General features: G+C 37.8%; 19 protein-coding genes. 13 read left to right on the top strand and 6 right to left on the bottom strand.

All coding sequences use genetic code 11. The features are described from left to right. Window positions 1-89 precede the first annotated feature (89 nt). Window positions 90-797, top strand: a complete 708-nt coding sequence (locus tag MHI20_RS02890) for a response regulator transcription factor (RefSeq protein ID WP_024719062.1) — start codon at window positions 90-92, stop codon at window positions 795-797. A 2-nt stretch (window positions 798-799) separates the two neighbouring features. Further along, window positions 800-2,203: a sensor histidine kinase gene (locus tag MHI20_RS02885; protein WP_024719063.1), complete on the top strand. Its 1,404-nt coding sequence runs from the start codon at window positions 800-802 to the stop codon at window positions 2,201-2,203. A gap of 54 nt (window positions 2,204-2,257) precedes the next feature. On the opposite strand, the gene MHI20_RS02880 is transcribed toward MHI20_RS02885, so the two are convergent. Beyond that, complete coding sequence (locus MHI20_RS02880; protein WP_007499277.1) at window positions 2,258-2,566, bottom strand: DUF4870 domain-containing protein; 309 nt, start codon at window positions 2,564-2,566, stop codon at window positions 2,258-2,260. A gap of 384 nt (window positions 2,567-2,950) precedes the next feature. Here MHI20_RS02880 and MHI20_RS02875 point away from each other — a divergent pair, with 384 nt between their 5' ends. The 3 genes from MHI20_RS02875 to MHI20_RS02865 all read left to right on the top strand — a co-directional run bounded on the left by MHI20_RS02875 (window position 2,951) and on the right by MHI20_RS02865 (window position 4,952). After that, the gene (locus MHI20_RS02875; protein ID WP_217967104.1) at window positions 2,951-3,352 is read left to right on the top strand and encodes a MerR family transcriptional regulator; all 402 of its coding nucleotides are present in this window, start codon (window positions 2,951-2,953) and stop codon (window positions 3,350-3,352) included. Between the two features lie 26 nt (window positions 3,353-3,378). Next, on the top strand, window positions 3,379-4,305 hold the full coding sequence (locus tag MHI20_RS02870) for an alpha/beta hydrolase fold domain-containing protein (protein WP_249855746.1): 927 nt from the start codon (window positions 3,379-3,381) through the stop codon (window positions 4,303-4,305). Window positions 4,306-4,529: 224 nt separating this feature from the next. Then, on the top strand, window positions 4,530-4,952 hold the full coding sequence (locus tag MHI20_RS02865) for a cytidine deaminase (RefSeq protein WP_335350295.1): 423 nt from the start codon (window positions 4,530-4,532) through the stop codon (window positions 4,950-4,952). A gap of 415 nt (window positions 4,953-5,367) precedes the next feature. On the opposite strand, the gene MHI20_RS02860 is transcribed toward MHI20_RS02865, so the two are convergent. The 3 genes from MHI20_RS02860 to MHI20_RS02850 all read right to left on the bottom strand — a co-directional run bounded on the left by MHI20_RS02860 (window position 5,368) and on the right by MHI20_RS02850 (window position 6,321). Next, the gene (locus tag MHI20_RS02860) at window positions 5,368-5,763 is read right to left on the bottom strand and encodes a pentapeptide repeat-containing protein (RefSeq protein ID WP_340936612.1); all 396 of its coding nucleotides are present in this window, start codon (window positions 5,761-5,763) and stop codon (window positions 5,368-5,370) included. 93 nt (window positions 5,764-5,856) lie between these two features. Then, on the bottom strand, window positions 5,857-6,024 hold the full coding sequence (locus tag MHI20_RS02855) for a YdhR family protein (RefSeq protein ID WP_340939207.1): 168 nt from the start codon (window positions 6,022-6,024) through the stop codon (window positions 5,857-5,859). A gap of 108 nt (window positions 6,025-6,132) precedes the next feature. Next, window positions 6,133-6,321 (bottom strand): hypothetical protein, encoded by a 189-nt coding sequence (locus MHI20_RS02850; RefSeq protein ID WP_340936611.1) that lies wholly within the window; start codon window positions 6,319-6,321, stop codon window positions 6,133-6,135. Window positions 6,322-6,544: 223 nt separating this feature from the next. Between MHI20_RS02850 and MHI20_RS02845 the strand changes: the two genes are divergently transcribed. From MHI20_RS02845 to MHI20_RS02820, 6 genes are all read left to right on the top strand, one after another. Beyond that, window positions 6,545-7,714 carry an FAD-dependent oxidoreductase gene (locus tag MHI20_RS02845; protein WP_340936609.1) on the top strand — a complete coding sequence of 390 codons (1,170 nt, stop codon included), beginning with the start codon at window positions 6,545-6,547 and terminating at the stop codon, window positions 7,712-7,714. A 63-nt stretch (window positions 7,715-7,777) separates the two neighbouring features. Then, complete coding sequence (locus tag MHI20_RS02840; RefSeq protein ID WP_340939205.1) at window positions 7,778-8,437, top strand: TetR/AcrR family transcriptional regulator; 660 nt, start codon at window positions 7,778-7,780, stop codon at window positions 8,435-8,437. Between the two features lie 162 nt (window positions 8,438-8,599). Beyond that, a complete protein-coding gene (locus tag MHI20_RS02835; protein ID WP_035700980.1) occupies window positions 8,600-9,250 on the top strand; it encodes a helix-turn-helix transcriptional regulator in 651 nt (216 codons plus the stop codon). A gap of 11 nt (window positions 9,251-9,261) precedes the next feature. Further along, window positions 9,262-9,636, top strand: coding sequence for a RidA family protein (locus MHI20_RS02830; protein ID WP_017367342.1), 375 nt, complete (start codon window positions 9,262-9,264; stop codon window positions 9,634-9,636). 72 nt (window positions 9,637-9,708) lie between these two features. Further along, window positions 9,709-10,812: a threonine synthase gene (locus MHI20_RS02825; RefSeq protein WP_340936602.1), complete on the top strand. Its 1,104-nt coding sequence runs from the start codon at window positions 9,709-9,711 to the stop codon at window positions 10,810-10,812. Window positions 10,813-10,890: 78 nt separating this feature from the next. After that, complete coding sequence (locus MHI20_RS02820) at window positions 10,891-11,094, top strand: hypothetical protein (protein WP_340936600.1); 204 nt, start codon at window positions 10,891-10,893, stop codon at window positions 11,092-11,094. Between the two features lie 97 nt (window positions 11,095-11,191). Here the strand turns inward: MHI20_RS02820 and MHI20_RS02815 are convergent, their stop codons facing one another. Next, window positions 11,192-11,536 carry a winged helix-turn-helix transcriptional regulator gene (locus MHI20_RS02815; protein WP_017359567.1) on the bottom strand — a complete coding sequence of 115 codons (345 nt, stop codon included), beginning with the start codon at window positions 11,534-11,536 and terminating at the stop codon, window positions 11,192-11,194. A 123-nt stretch (window positions 11,537-11,659) separates the two neighbouring features. On the opposite strand from MHI20_RS02815, the gene MHI20_RS02810 reads away from it, so the two are divergent. Beyond that, window positions 11,660-12,241: an NAD(P)H-dependent oxidoreductase gene (locus MHI20_RS02810; protein ID WP_058337226.1), complete on the top strand. Its 582-nt coding sequence runs from the start codon at window positions 11,660-11,662 to the stop codon at window positions 12,239-12,241. A 364-nt stretch (window positions 12,242-12,605) separates the two neighbouring features. On the opposite strand, the gene MHI20_RS02805 is transcribed toward MHI20_RS02810, so the two are convergent. Continuing rightward, complete coding sequence (locus MHI20_RS02805; protein ID WP_039167767.1) at window positions 12,606-13,193, bottom strand: TetR/AcrR family transcriptional regulator; 588 nt, start codon at window positions 13,191-13,193, stop codon at window positions 12,606-12,608. A 225-nt stretch (window positions 13,194-13,418) separates the two neighbouring features. On the opposite strand from MHI20_RS02805, the gene MHI20_RS02800 reads away from it, so the two are divergent. Next, the gene (locus MHI20_RS02800) at window positions 13,419-14,063 is read left to right on the top strand and encodes an NAD(P)-dependent oxidoreductase (RefSeq protein WP_340936596.1); all 645 of its coding nucleotides are present in this window, start codon (window positions 13,419-13,421) and stop codon (window positions 14,061-14,063) included. Window positions 14,064-14,106: the final 43 nt, after the last annotated feature.

Here is a 14,106-nt window from a genome sequence, read left to right as displayed (position 1 = left end):
GCTTTTTTCTGTGTAAATAGAAAGTTGATTTTTCACGACGTCAACACTTTGGGTATAATAATAACAATGACTTCAGGAGAGTGATCATCATGCCAAAGGTTCAAAGCAAAGTATTGATTATAGATGACGAAAAAGAAATTTTAGAATTAATTAATACAGTATTAACAAGAGAAGGCATTGACCAGGTGTTAACAGCTTCAACTGCCCGTGATGGACTCACGCAATTTCATCAAGAACAACCAGATCTCGTCATACTGGATATTATGCTGCCAGACGGAGAAGGCTACGATATTTGCAAACAAATTAGAGACGTCTCACATGTTCCGATTATCTTTTTATCAGCAAAGGGAGAGGAATCAGACAAAATTGTAGGACTTGCCATTGGCGGCGATGATTACATTACAAAACCGTTCAGTCCAAAAGAAGTCGCCTACCGGGTAAAAGCCCAGCTAAGACGGTCATCCTACTTACAGCCTTCTCAAGCGGAGCCCGTGATCAAAAAAGGCCCATTTGAGTTAAACGAGCAGCAAGCCGAACTGACGAAAAACGGAGCGGCAATTGAACTCACTCCGAAAGAACTTATGTTGATGACTTATTTCTTGCAGCATCCGAATCGCGTAATCAGTAAAGAAACGCTTTATCAAACGGTTTGGGGAGAGGATTTCTTCGGTTCTGATAATACGGTAATGGTTCATATACGAAGACTGCGGGAAAAAATAGAACATTCCCCATCTACACCAGAATTTCTCGTGACGGTCAAAGGGCTTGGCTATAAATTTGTTGTAAAGGATGCGTAAAGATGAAATGGCGATTAACAGGCAGATACATGGTCTCTGTCATTATCGTGACCATTATCACGGTCTTTATTAACTTATTTGGATTCATGATATGGCTTGTACTACAAGCAAGCAGTCAGCAAAACGAAGAAAATACGCCGGAAACCTTCACAAGAACATTTGAACAATACATCACCTTGTCTGATCAAAATATCACTGTGAGTAAAGAAGGACAGCAAGCCTTAAAACAACAAAATGCGTGGATTCAAATATTAGACGAAAATGGACAAGACGTCTATCATGCACTAGCACCTAAAGGCATAAAGAGCAAATACACACCTATAGAAATTGTAAACTTACATAAATATAAAGATAAGCAGTTGATGTCGACGATCTATGCTGGCGGGAAAAATGGAAAGGGTAAGGAATACAGCTACTTCATCGGATTTAAGGACCCTTCCATCGGAAAATATTTATTTTCTTTTGATACGAAAGAATTAATATCGCAATTCAATATCGGGACGATGATTTTATTATCGATTGATGCCATCATTGCCTTATTCATTGGATACTTATTCAGCCGGCAACTCATCAAACCGCTCGGCCGTGCCATTTACGGCATTCAGCGGCTCGCAAACGGAGATTATACGACGAATCTGCCAACTAAGGGGATATATAAAGATGTGTTCTATAATGTCAATCACTTATCCGAGCAGCTCGCTTCAAGTCAAAAAGAAAAAGACAAATTAGAGCAAATGCGGGAAGAGTGGATCAGTCATATTTCTCATGATATTAAAACACCATTATCCTCTATTCAAGGCTATGCAGAAATCATGAAAGATCCAAATTATTCTCTTTCAGAACAAGATATCAGACATTACGCTGACATCATTGAGAATAAATCATTGTACATCAAAGATGTGATGGAGGATCTAAATTTAACAACAAGGCTGAAAAATAACGACGTGATGCTGCATAAAGAGCTTGTGAACATTGTGCCATTGCTGCGTGAAACGTTAATTGATATCCTCAACGATTCGAGATATGCAGATCAGACCATTGAGCTACAAACGAATGTAGACAAGCTCATGCTGAATATTGATACGATCCTCATACGAAGAGCGGTCACCAATCTCATTTTAAATGCCCTTGTTCACAATGATGCTGATGTGAAAATCATTGTACAGCTTGAACAAAAAGAACATACCCACATCACCATTCAAGACAACGGCAAAGGAATTGAAGAGGCAGAGCTAGAAAAAGTGTTTGACCGCTACTATAGAGGGACGAATACAGGAGGGACACATGCAGGCTCAGGTCTTGGAATGGCGATTGCAAAAGATATCATCCAAAAACACGGGGGAGATATTACAATACAAAGTATAATAGGAGAAGGAACTACGATTGATATCCAATTACCCGCTTAAACGGACATACAAAAAAACGGTTCTGCTCAATCACAGAACCGTTTTTTCTAACTCTTATTCTGAAAACACTTTAATGCCTTTCACAATGTTCCAAATGAAGAAGTAGATCGCCACAAGGAATGTCACAGCATACGTTGCAATTAAGAACGGACCAGCATGACTGATATCGTTCATGCCAAGTAAACCTGAACCGGCAATCCCAAGACCGAAAATCAAATAAGGAATAATATGTGTCCATAGTGATTTTTTCGCATGGTATTTCACTTCGTCTTTTCCTAAGAAATAAACGATAATCGGAAATAGAAATGGTGCAAAAAAGATGCTGAAGTAACATAATGAAGACAAAATTTTATTTTCTCTCAAAGCTTTTCACCTCTATGATTGATTTAGAAGAGGGGACCATTTGACTCATCCCTCAATTCCTTACAAACCCATTGTACAACCTCAACCTTAACTCGTATTAATCCGAACCTTACAGCAACCTTAAATTTGTTAAACCATAAAATGATGATCGATATTTCCATTTATTTTTTCAGAAAAAAAGTTGACTTCACCCCCTCTGAATCTACAATCAGTAAAATCGAACCATTTGAAGATGTTCTACCCGGATGTTCAAGCTAGAGACCTCTTTGCTACAATCATTTGATAACAAAAGTTAGCCGAAAAATGTTTCACCTTGACCTTGAAGTATAGTTCAACCTTTATAATGTACATATAGTAAAACAAAATAATAAAAAAGGAGTAACGATGGAGTTGATGACTAGAGGAGAACTTGCCAAAAAAACAGGAGTGAGTCCTGCCGCAATTCGTTACTATGAAGAGCACAACATATTACCTGCTCCAAGACGACGTTCAAACGGTTACAGATTCTATACAGACGACTATGTTGTGAAAATTCAATTGATCAAAGATGCGAAAACGCTCGGTTATTCATTAAAGGAAATAGCTGAAATTATGGAAATGCTAAGTCAAGACATAGACCTTGATACCCTAAGACAAATTGTCCATCTTAAACATGAAGAAATTGAAAAGAAAATTAAAAGCCTTCGTCTCATTCAAGACCTTTTATCTAACTTATTAAAAACCCCTGAAAAGAAAGTACAAGTCTACCTGGAATCATTTCGTGTTCCAAAGCAGGATGATCAATAAACCTATTGAGTGAAGGAGAGAAAAAAATGAGTGTAGAAATGTATCATGGTGAACGTTCTAAAGAAAGTATTCAATTTGAAACATTATTCGCTTCGCAAAGTAATAAAGAGAGTTTTTCTAGTATCGAACAGACAAAAAAATTTCTTGAGCAAAAAGGAATTGAAAATACGCAGCCTTATGCCATTGGGGATGATGTGAAGTTAATCAGTGAGGTACAAGAGCAGACATTCGAAGGCATGCAAGTTTTCACATTGAATGAACAAGCATCCCAAAATCAAAAAGTCATTCTCTATCTACATGGTGGCGCATGGACAAATCAGCCTTTGAATGTCCATTGGTGGTTCATGGATAAAATGGCGCAATCACTAGGTGCGAAAGTAGTCGCTCCTATTTACCCAAAAGTACCTCATTATAGCAACCAGGATACGTATCCGAAAATGCTTAACCTATATAAAGACCTTCTGAAAACTGCCGGAAATGCCAATCAATTGACGATCATGGGAGATTCAGCTGGGGGAAACATTTCACTTGGTCTTGCGCACCTTTTAAAGAAAGAGGATCTGCCGCAGCCGAAAGATATCGTGTTACTATCTGCTTGTGTGGATATGAGCATGAGCAACCCTCTCATATTTGAATACGCAAAAAAGGATCCGATTCTAGGTCATGAAGGAATGGAAGTCATCACAAAAATGTGGGCAGCTGATCAAAGTCTCACAGACCCATTGATTAGTCCCATTTACGGTGACTTTAAAGGGATCGGGAAGATCACTCATTTTATCGGAACACATGATATGTTATATCCAGATGCCATAAAGCTCGATGAAAAACTATCAGAACAAGGAATGGACATCAAAACCTTTGTTTATCCTGAAATGCTGCATGTGTTTGTTGTCATGCCAATTCCAGAAGCGGCAGATGCTCTGAAGAAAATCATTCAAGTGATCAATCGTTAGGGATTCAGTTCACACCTAGAAAGGGTACATGTTCTGATGTAAATAGGCGAAAAGGCTGCTTACTTGAAAGCAGCCTTTTTCAATTGAATATGAAATACATTCAGAATGGCAATTCACTACAGATTAAACGGTCTTTTGGCTGGTTTGTAAAGGAGAGTGAAATTCAGTTCATCACCTCATGTTTGGTATAATACATACGAGCAGTGAGGCGAAAGGGGAACGCAATGAAAACGTTTGATCTATCACAAGAAGATATCGAATTAATAGACGAAGCAAAAAAGAAGATTATCAGTCTTTATGAAGATGACAAGCATCATGTAGGGGCAGCGATCCGCATGAAAACAGGAGAAATCATATCAGCTGTCCATATAGAAGCCTACATCGGACGGGTAACTGTTTGTGCAGAAGCCATTGCGATTGGCAGCGCTTTATCGAATGGATACAAAGATTTTGATACAATTGTTGCAGTGAGACACCCTTATTCAGATGAAGAAGATAGAAGAATCAGGGTAGTCAGCCCTTGCGGCATCTGCCGAGAGCTCATTTCAGACTTTGGACCAACATGTTTTGTCATCCTTGATATGGATGGGGAGTTTGTCAAGGTGAAAATCGAAGAACTCATTCCGCTCAAATATACTCGAAGCTGATGCACCACATAAAGATAAAATAGGAAAAGGGATGTAGCAAACGTTACATGTGATCCTTGCTACATCCAAGATGACTGAAAAAGCGTTCAACAAAAGCGGCCCCATGTATGTTCTCCATATATTTCATGTTGAAAATATACTGTTCCATTTGTTCAAGCTTCCGCAGACTCCGCACTAGTATTTTCCGATCATGGTCAGACAGAGTAGGATCATCATCTATCTTCTCTAAGGCCTTTTTCACACGTGCAGATACATGTTCAACATAGAAATGGTGTTTGGATGCTGGCGGAATACATGCCCCCAGGTCACAGCCTATAAAACGAACACCATCAAGGGTGCAGTTTTCAAAATTGGCGATCAGCTTTTGTTTGCCATTTCCCTCAAACGTTATATCTATTAGCTTACCAGCAAAGGTTCAATTGACGATGTTCGCTACCTGTAAAACACGGTCATTGAATCTACAATTAGAGAAAGTACAATCGATAAACGTAGCATTCTCCAATGTCATTCCCCTCATATCGCAGGAAGAAAATTCGCAATTGGTGAAGACGGCTTCGTTTTTGCCAATGCCCACAGAGCGCAAGTCTGAATGACTAAAAGTACAATGATCAATCGTACTACCGGCAAAAAATCTCGCATTCGTCAGATCACACGTATCAAATACAAGATGATCCAAGTGACAGCTCCAAAAAATAGGAGAATGAACATTTGAGTTGATGATCGTCGTTCTGCTGATTGTTTCGTTTTCATACCTGGCAACATCAGAAAATGTTTCGTTGTCTACTGATATACCAGACTCAAGTCTTCTCATCGCTATCACCCTATCATTTCTTCAGAATTTTTCACAATCATGATGTCCATTCAGCCAGTTCATTTTCTCTTAGCGCTTTTCTTTGACTCAAGATTATATCACAAAACGATATGCGTTTAATGGACCTTTTGTGATATGAGGAATGTCAGAATTCCTATTAAAGATTTTCGCAATGATGTCTATTATGCCAAAGCTAGTGATTCGTTTAGCGTGCATATCGTGATATGTTTCAGCGGTTTCTTTTGTTTTGAATAAGTAGATTCCCTATCGGGGTCAGCTTGTATACATTCTTTGACTGAACACTAAGGTAAATCACAAAAACCTAAACAAAATCCACCGTCATAAACAATGGGTATTTGTTTAGGTTTTTTAGCGATTGAATCGTTTTCGAAGAACTAGGCATGAGACAGCGAATACTGCGAAAGCGCCCGCTGATCCAGCAGCAAACACCAGCTCAAATTGTTCTGGTTTCTGTTTGAATAACAAAGGGACTGAAAGAATGAGCGCAGCACCACTAAAGCTTAATCCTAATATCAACATGGCCAATAATTTATTCATAGAAACACCTCTTACACTTAGAGTGAGAACAATGTAAACCTTTTAAAACCTTCCTAGATGGAGTGTATCATATGATGGTAGGCGATTGGTTTCTTTTCATGAAAACACAATCGTACAACAAACAATTTTAAACGAACACTGTTCTTTACGAACGGTGTTCGTTATAATATAAATGAAATGAAATTTAAAACGCTTTCCACAAAGGGATGAGGAGATGCAGAAGATGACGTCATTATCTAAGAATCAAAAGCAAATCGCTATCATTGGAGGAGGACCTGGGGGACTAACACTTGCCGTAATTTTGCAAAATTACGGTATACAAACAACCATCTATGAACGGGAGATGCATGACAAGAGCCTTGAACGAGGGGGCTCACTGGATATTCACGAAGAAACAGGTCAAAAAGCCTTAAAAGAAGCAGGAGTTTATGAGAAATTTCAAAAGAATGCTCGTTATGAAGGAGAAGATTTCCGATTACTTGATAAATCAGGAAGGATTTATTTAGATGAAGAAACGGAATCAGATCAAAAAGGTACTCGCCCGGAAATTGATCGTGGTGTGTTATGTGAACTGCTATTAGAACAAATTGATGCTGAAACCATCAAATATGGATATAAACTAGAAAGATGCGTTTCATTAGAAAGTGGTATGACCGAGCTTCATTTTGAAAACGGGGTTGTCGAAACAGTTGACCTTTTGATTGGGGCTGATGGTGCTTTTTCTCGTGTGCGTCCTCTGTTAACAGATATTGAGATTGAATACTCTGGGCTCACGATGCTAGAACTGAATGTCTTAAGCGTAGAGGAGAACCACCCTGATTTAGCTGAATTTAATAAACGAGGTAAGATGTTTGCTTTGGCAGACCACAAAGGACTGATTGGGCAGTTAAATGGAGATGGACGAATCAAAGTGTATGCAAGCCTTATGGTAGAACGCAATTGGATCGAGACTTGTGGTATACCGTTTCATCAAGCGAAAGAAGCAAAAGAACAATTATTAGCGTTATTTAGTGATTGGGATGATCAGCTGAAAAACTATATTCGTTATGCAGAAGATGCCATCATTCCAAGGCGGATTTATACGCTTCCTACCAGTTTTAAATGGAATCGTCATAAAGGAGTAACGCTTATCGGTGATGCAGCTCACGTCATGTCGCCATTCGCAGGCGAGGGTGTGAACATGGCGATGTTTGATGCAAGGGAGCTAGCACTTGCTATTGTCCGACATCCTCATCATATTGAAAAGGCGATTGAAGAATACGAAGACATGATGTATGAATATTCATCGGAAAAAGCGCATGGATCGGAGAATAGTTTAAAACTGTGTTTTTCAAAAGACGCTGCGATCAAGCTTGCAGATATGATGAATTCTTTTCAAAAGGATGATGATTGATGCTCAATTTACTATTTTACTGTGACATGTTATAAAGAGAGTATGAACAATTCAAATCGTCGTATGATCAGTCGCCGGTCTCGGCCGGCTAAAGAACCCTTAAGCCGTGAGCTTATTGTGAAAACGGCCTATGAGCTTCTTAAGGAGCAAGGAATAGAGGGCATGAGTATGCGTAAGGTGGCTAAAGCATTGGATACGGGACCTGCATCCTTGTATGTCTACGTGAACAATGTTCAAGAACTCAGTGCTTACGTATTGGATTATGGTCTCGGACAAATGGTTTATCCAGATTCAAAGGATAGCACATGGAAAGAACAGTTATTCGACATATTGCATACTTATTTCCTACTGCTATTCGAAAAACCGGGTCTCGCTGAAATTTCTCTTTCCACCATTCCACAAGGAACGAACTTTCTTCAGTTGACCGAACGTATTCTGGCTGCATTGCATGAAGGCGGGATCAAATCTACATCTGCAGCATGGGGAGTAGACCTATTGCTGTTATACGTATCTTCTGTAGCATACGAAAAGGTCTCTTGGAAGAAACAAGGCTCTTCACAGATTTCAGACACAAAAAAAGCATTTCTTCAAGCAGACAAAACGCAGTTTCCTTTCATTCATCGTGTAAAAGAAGAAATGTTTGCAGGTGATACCGTATCAATGGAACGGTTCCGATGGGGAATTGACGTCATTTTGTATGGAATCCAGCAGGAAGACAATTAGAAAGGAGCATAAGCAAAAAGCAGTCAATGGCTGCTTTTTTTATGTGGTGATTTTCATATTTGTGATCTTGTGAGCATTATAGTATATAAATAAATCTATATATTGTTTTTATATATAAAAAATTATATAATCTAGTGGAATAAAAAAATGAGGTGCTTAGGCATGGAACATATTAAAAAGTTATTAGAGAGTTATATTCCTTTAGCAAAATCTACTGCAAAAATGTTTGGACCAAATTGTGAAGTGGTGATTCATGATTTAACGAATCCTCAAGCATCTGTCATGTTTACAGTAAATAACCATGTGACAGGAAGAGAAATCGGCCAATCATTTGATCATTTAGTCAAGACTGTATTACAATCAGAAGATTTTAAAGAAGATTATCTGGCTGGTTATACATTTGTAACAGAAGATAAGCGTACGATTCGTTCTTCGACTTCATTAATACGTGATTCAAAGCAAAAAGTGATCGGTGCTTTCTGTATCAATTTTGATGTTGAAGCACTGAATCAAATGCAGCAATTTATGGATACTTTTCTTACTACACACGTGGAAGCTCAAGAGAAAGAAACAACATCAAATGATGATCTTGAAAATGTGGAAGAAATAGTAGATCAATTGATTCAACAAATCATTCAAAACAGTGTTCACCCAGTCATGAAACGTCATGAAAAAATTGAACTAATCAAATTTATGGATGAAAAGGGCATTTTTTTAATGAAAGGATCTGTTGAGAAGGTCGCATCTATGTTAGGTATTTCCAAAGTAACCGTCTATAGCTATTTGGATGAAATCAAAAATAAATCGAGGTAAGGAGTGTCAAAATGGAAAGCATACTCGAGGTAGGAAATCTAAAATCAAACGGACACTATGCATTCGCAACCATTCATCAAAACACGGTCTATGTGTCAGGACAATTTGCCATCAATCCTGAAACGACAGAAAAAGAGTTCGGCCCCATTGAAAAAGAGACATTACAAGCGCTTAAGAATGTAGAGATGATTGTAGAGGCTGCTGGAAGTCAAAAAGAAAAGATTTTGCGCATGACATTATACATTTCAGATATTGAATTATGGGACAAAGTAGATGCGGTTTATACCGAATTTTTCGGTGAACATAAACCAGCTCGTACGATTGTACCAACGAATGAATTACATTTTGGTTTCAAAATTGAAATGGATGCCATTGCATATATTTAGAATATTTTTTTGACCACCCTATATAAAAAATTATATTTTGTATAAAAAAATATTCAAAGGGGCAGATGAAGAATGAATCAATTAATTTGTAACCATTGCGGGAAAAAATATGAGATGACACCAACTCTATGGAAATGTGATTGTGGTGGAGTATTAAATCTAGTGAAAGATACCCCGAAAATAGACGTCACAGCTTGGGAGCACTATCCAAATTCATTATGGCGTTATGTTGAAACCATGCCATTTCCAAAAGGTTCTAGGACGTGGGAAACTGTGACAATGGGCGAGGGCCAATCTCCTTTAATCGTTCTAGATCCTAATGAGCCAAACACTTATGTAAAAGTTGATTATATGATGCCGACACTATCATTTAAAGACCGTGGAGCAGCTGTGTTAATGACAAAAGCTAAGGAATTAGGGGTAACAAAAGTCATTGCTGATAGCAGCGGGAATGCAGGAACGGCAATTGCTGCGTATGCTGCGCGTTGTGGTATTGCCTGTGACATCTATCTAAGTGATCAAACATCACCTAAAAAAGTCGCTCAAATAAAAGCCCACGGAGCAACGATTAAAGAAATTCATGGTACACGAGAGAACATTGCAGCTGCGGCCCAAAAGGCAGTAGACGAAGAAAACGTTTTTTATGCAAGCCATGTCTATAACCCTTATTTTTTCGAGGGTACAAAAACATACGCCTATGAAATCTATGAGCAACTAAAAGGAGCACCGGATGCTTTAATCATTCCGGTTGGAAACGGCACTCTGCTGCTTGGTGCATATTATGGCTTTAGAGAGTTATTCGAAAATGGTCTCATTCATAAAATACCGAAAATTGTTGCTGTACAAGCGAAAAACTGCGCTCCACTTGTGAAAGCTTTTCAACATGCGGAGGAATCAGCAACGCCTGTGACAAATAAAGGGACTGTAGCAGAAGGGATCGCTATTGCTGCCCCAGCGCGTTCTAAACAAATTTTAGAAGCTGTATACAAGACAAATGGTACGTTTATTGATATTGAAGAAGAAGAAATTATACATGCACGCTCTAAACTGAGTGAGAAAGGATTTTATGTCGAAGTGACATCTGCCATCAATTTTGCTGGCTACATGAAATATCAAAAGGAATCAGAAGAAACCATTATCATACCTCTTTGTGGGGCAGGGATTAAATCAAAATAACCTTAGGACTCTGGTAGAATAGAGCGTTGCGTGCCTCGTTGTCCTATTATAGGTTCAATCAGGAGTAATATTTGCGAAATGAATTTAGATGAAATGGAGGGATTTGGCGGGGACATACCCTTTGAAAACTTTACAGATGACATCATTCCTTTGCTGAATCTATCGGATTCTGATAGTTACTTAATGCCAGATGTTTGTAGGACCGTTGCAGTTAGATTACGTCAACTGATTCACAATTGGCCTGATGATGATATAGACAAGAAGAAAGCTCTCTGGAGTTAGCACATCAACAAAATGAGCCAATCGGATTGATATAAGATGAGAAGAAAGCTACTTTAGAAAGCATGTTTAAACCGTAGTAGCTTTCTTTCCACTCTACCTAATTATTTTTCATTTGTTCCTCTCCCCAATAACATATCTCATCTAATACAGGCATCAGTGATAAACCCTTTTCAGATAAACTATATTCTACTTTTGGAGGCACTTGGGGATATTCTTTACGATGAATTAAGTGATCCGCTTCAAGCTCTTTTAGTGTATTGGTTAATGTTTTAAAAGAAATCGTTCCGAGCTTACGTTTCAGCTGATTATAGCGAACAGGACCATCGTTTGAATATAAAGCATACAGAACTGGCATTTTATATTTCCCACCAATTAATGACAAAGTATACCCAAAACCAGTATCTTTTAGCTCAGCTTTCGTCTGGAAGGACTCCTCATTCATTTTATACTCTCCTTTGGGTTAGTATCACACTTTGATTACCGTACTTGTAGTATGTTATAGCATACAATAAAATCAATGTACATCAAAAAATGATGCAAAACTCAGAAAAAGGGTGAATGAATAATGAAAACGATTGTCTATGCACATCCTTGGGATGGAAGTTATAATCATGCCATTTTGACTTCCATAACAGAAAAATTAGAAACAAAGAAAGAACCGTTTCAAGTGATCGATTTATATAAAGATGGATTTAATCCTGTTTTTACAGCTGAAGAATTAAAGCATTTTCATAAAGGAGAAACGCCTTATTCATTAGTGAAGGATTATCAAGAAAAATTAAAACAGTCAACAGAATTGGTATTTATATTCCCAGTCTGGTGGTGGGACTTACCTGCTATGTTAAAAGGATTTATTGATAAAGTGATGTTAAGCGGTTTCGCATTCATTGAAGATCAAAACACTGGTACTTTACAAGGTTTATTGACAAATATTAAAAAAACAACCGTGATCTCAACATCAACTACAGATAAAGAGTATATAGAATCTGAAGCTGGAAATGCTATTCAAAGCGTTTTCATTGACAGAACGCTAGCTGATTTGGGGATAAAAAACGAATCCACGAAATGGATTCATTTTTCTAGAGTGAATTTAACAACAGATGAAAAGAGAAAGCAATTTTTAAAAGAAATATCCCAGAATATTTGATTTACAGTACAACAAATAAGGCCCATCTTCTACGACCGATTTAATTTATTGAGAAGGTCGTAGAAGTTTTGAAAAACAAAAGGATTGACTTGTACAAGAAGGTAAATGTAGATCCATTGTATGATCTGATAAACAATAACCGTATAAGAATCCCACTATTTAAAGTAAAGCTTTATAACTTTAGTGCTATACGTTTCAGCAGACTCTTTATCACCAGTCATTTAAGCAACAACAAATCGAGCCTGCCTAATTGACCTCTTGCACTCCCCCAAATACCCCATTATTTAAATCCATACCATTTCTGTGTTTTTTTAATATTTCTTTTAGCACTGCCGGCTCAAGCAGATTGTTAACATCATTTTCATTAAAAATAATACTGACTCATACCATTTCTAAAGATAGGCAGGGTCTTAGTCACTAGCTCTTCTGATGAAATAAGTCTTCCATCCTTATTCCATGTGTATGCAGCTCCGTATATCCCCCAACTTAGCATAGTAGATAGGGTTGTTACCATTTGTTTATCCTCTAATTCGATGATGTTTTTAGTTCCTTTTAGCATAAGATCAGCTATTAGTTTCTGTAACTCCTCTTTAATTTTACTTTCGATAATAGTTCCTAAAGAATGATAACCTTTGGGACATAGGTCGCTTATCTCTTTATGGTGATCACACATGGCTAGAAAAATATTTGCAATGACTTTTTCATTGAATCCATCGTGATCATTGAGTCTTTTTTTCAATTTGTCTGTAAATGTATTGGTGATTGTAGAATGTAACAAATCAAATTTATCGTCAAAGTGCGCATAAAATGTAGCCCGGTTAATAGTAGCCTTTTCTGTGATATCACGTACCGTGATATGGTTGAAATCTTTTTCACTAGCTAACGAAAGAAAAGAGTCTACAATCAATTGTCTTGTACGAAGTATTCTCGGATCTTTTTTAGGCATAATCATTTTTTCTTCTCCTTTTAGGGTTCATCATCTTGTCTAAAAACGACAATACATTAGAAGTGTTGCGTAAACTACATATTGGCTATTTTGGTTATTGTTTATTATTCTTTTTCATCTTATCATCAATTATACAACGCGCGTTGCTTAAATAACACATGTTATTACGAAAGATTTTTGATCAAGGAAATCATTGTGATCATTCTGAATAACAAAAGGAGATAGACGACCATGAACATCACTATTTTTGGTGCAACTGGTGCAATCGGTCAACTTTTAACACAGTTTGCATTAGAAAACGGAGATTTCGTTACGGTATATGTTAGAAACCCTGAGAAAATCAAGCAAAAGCATTCGAATTTACGCATTGTAAAGGGTGAACTAACGAACACTTCAGCTATTGAAACGGCAGTTTCAGAAGCTGATGTCGTGATAAGCACCTTAGGTCCCGGCATTGATTTGTCTCGAAAACAAAAAGGTACACCGATCGCCGACGGACATAACCGAATTGTCAAAGCGATGAAGAAATTCACCAAAAAAAGGTTGATTACACTCGCGACGCCAGCCTTGCAGTCTGAAGACGATAAGAAAAGCTTATCGACGATATTGCCAAGAATATTGCCTAAACTTCTCATGCCAAATGGTTATGCCGAAATGAAGAAGATAGGAGAACTGATTAAACAATCGAACCTGGATTGGACAGTTGTTCGAATCATTAATCCTAATATCAAATACAACGGGCAATCTTACGGTTATTCATTCGGCGATCAGCCAGCTAAAATGTCCGTATCTAGGGAAAATGTCGCTAAACTCATGTATGACGCTGCTAGGCAACCCCAATTAATCGGAAAAATGCCCATTGTTTATAATCATTAAATGAGCTTTTTGTATGAGGTTGTTGATTCAGCAGAAATTATAG

The sequence above is a fragment of the Bacillus sp. FSL K6-1106 genome (assembly GCF_038005245.1).
Classification (GTDB): Bacteria; Bacillota; Bacilli; order Bacillales; family Bacillaceae; genus Bacillus; species Bacillus altitudinis.
Note: the sequence above shows the minus strand (reverse complement) of the source record. Positions and strands in the feature narration are given on the sequence as shown.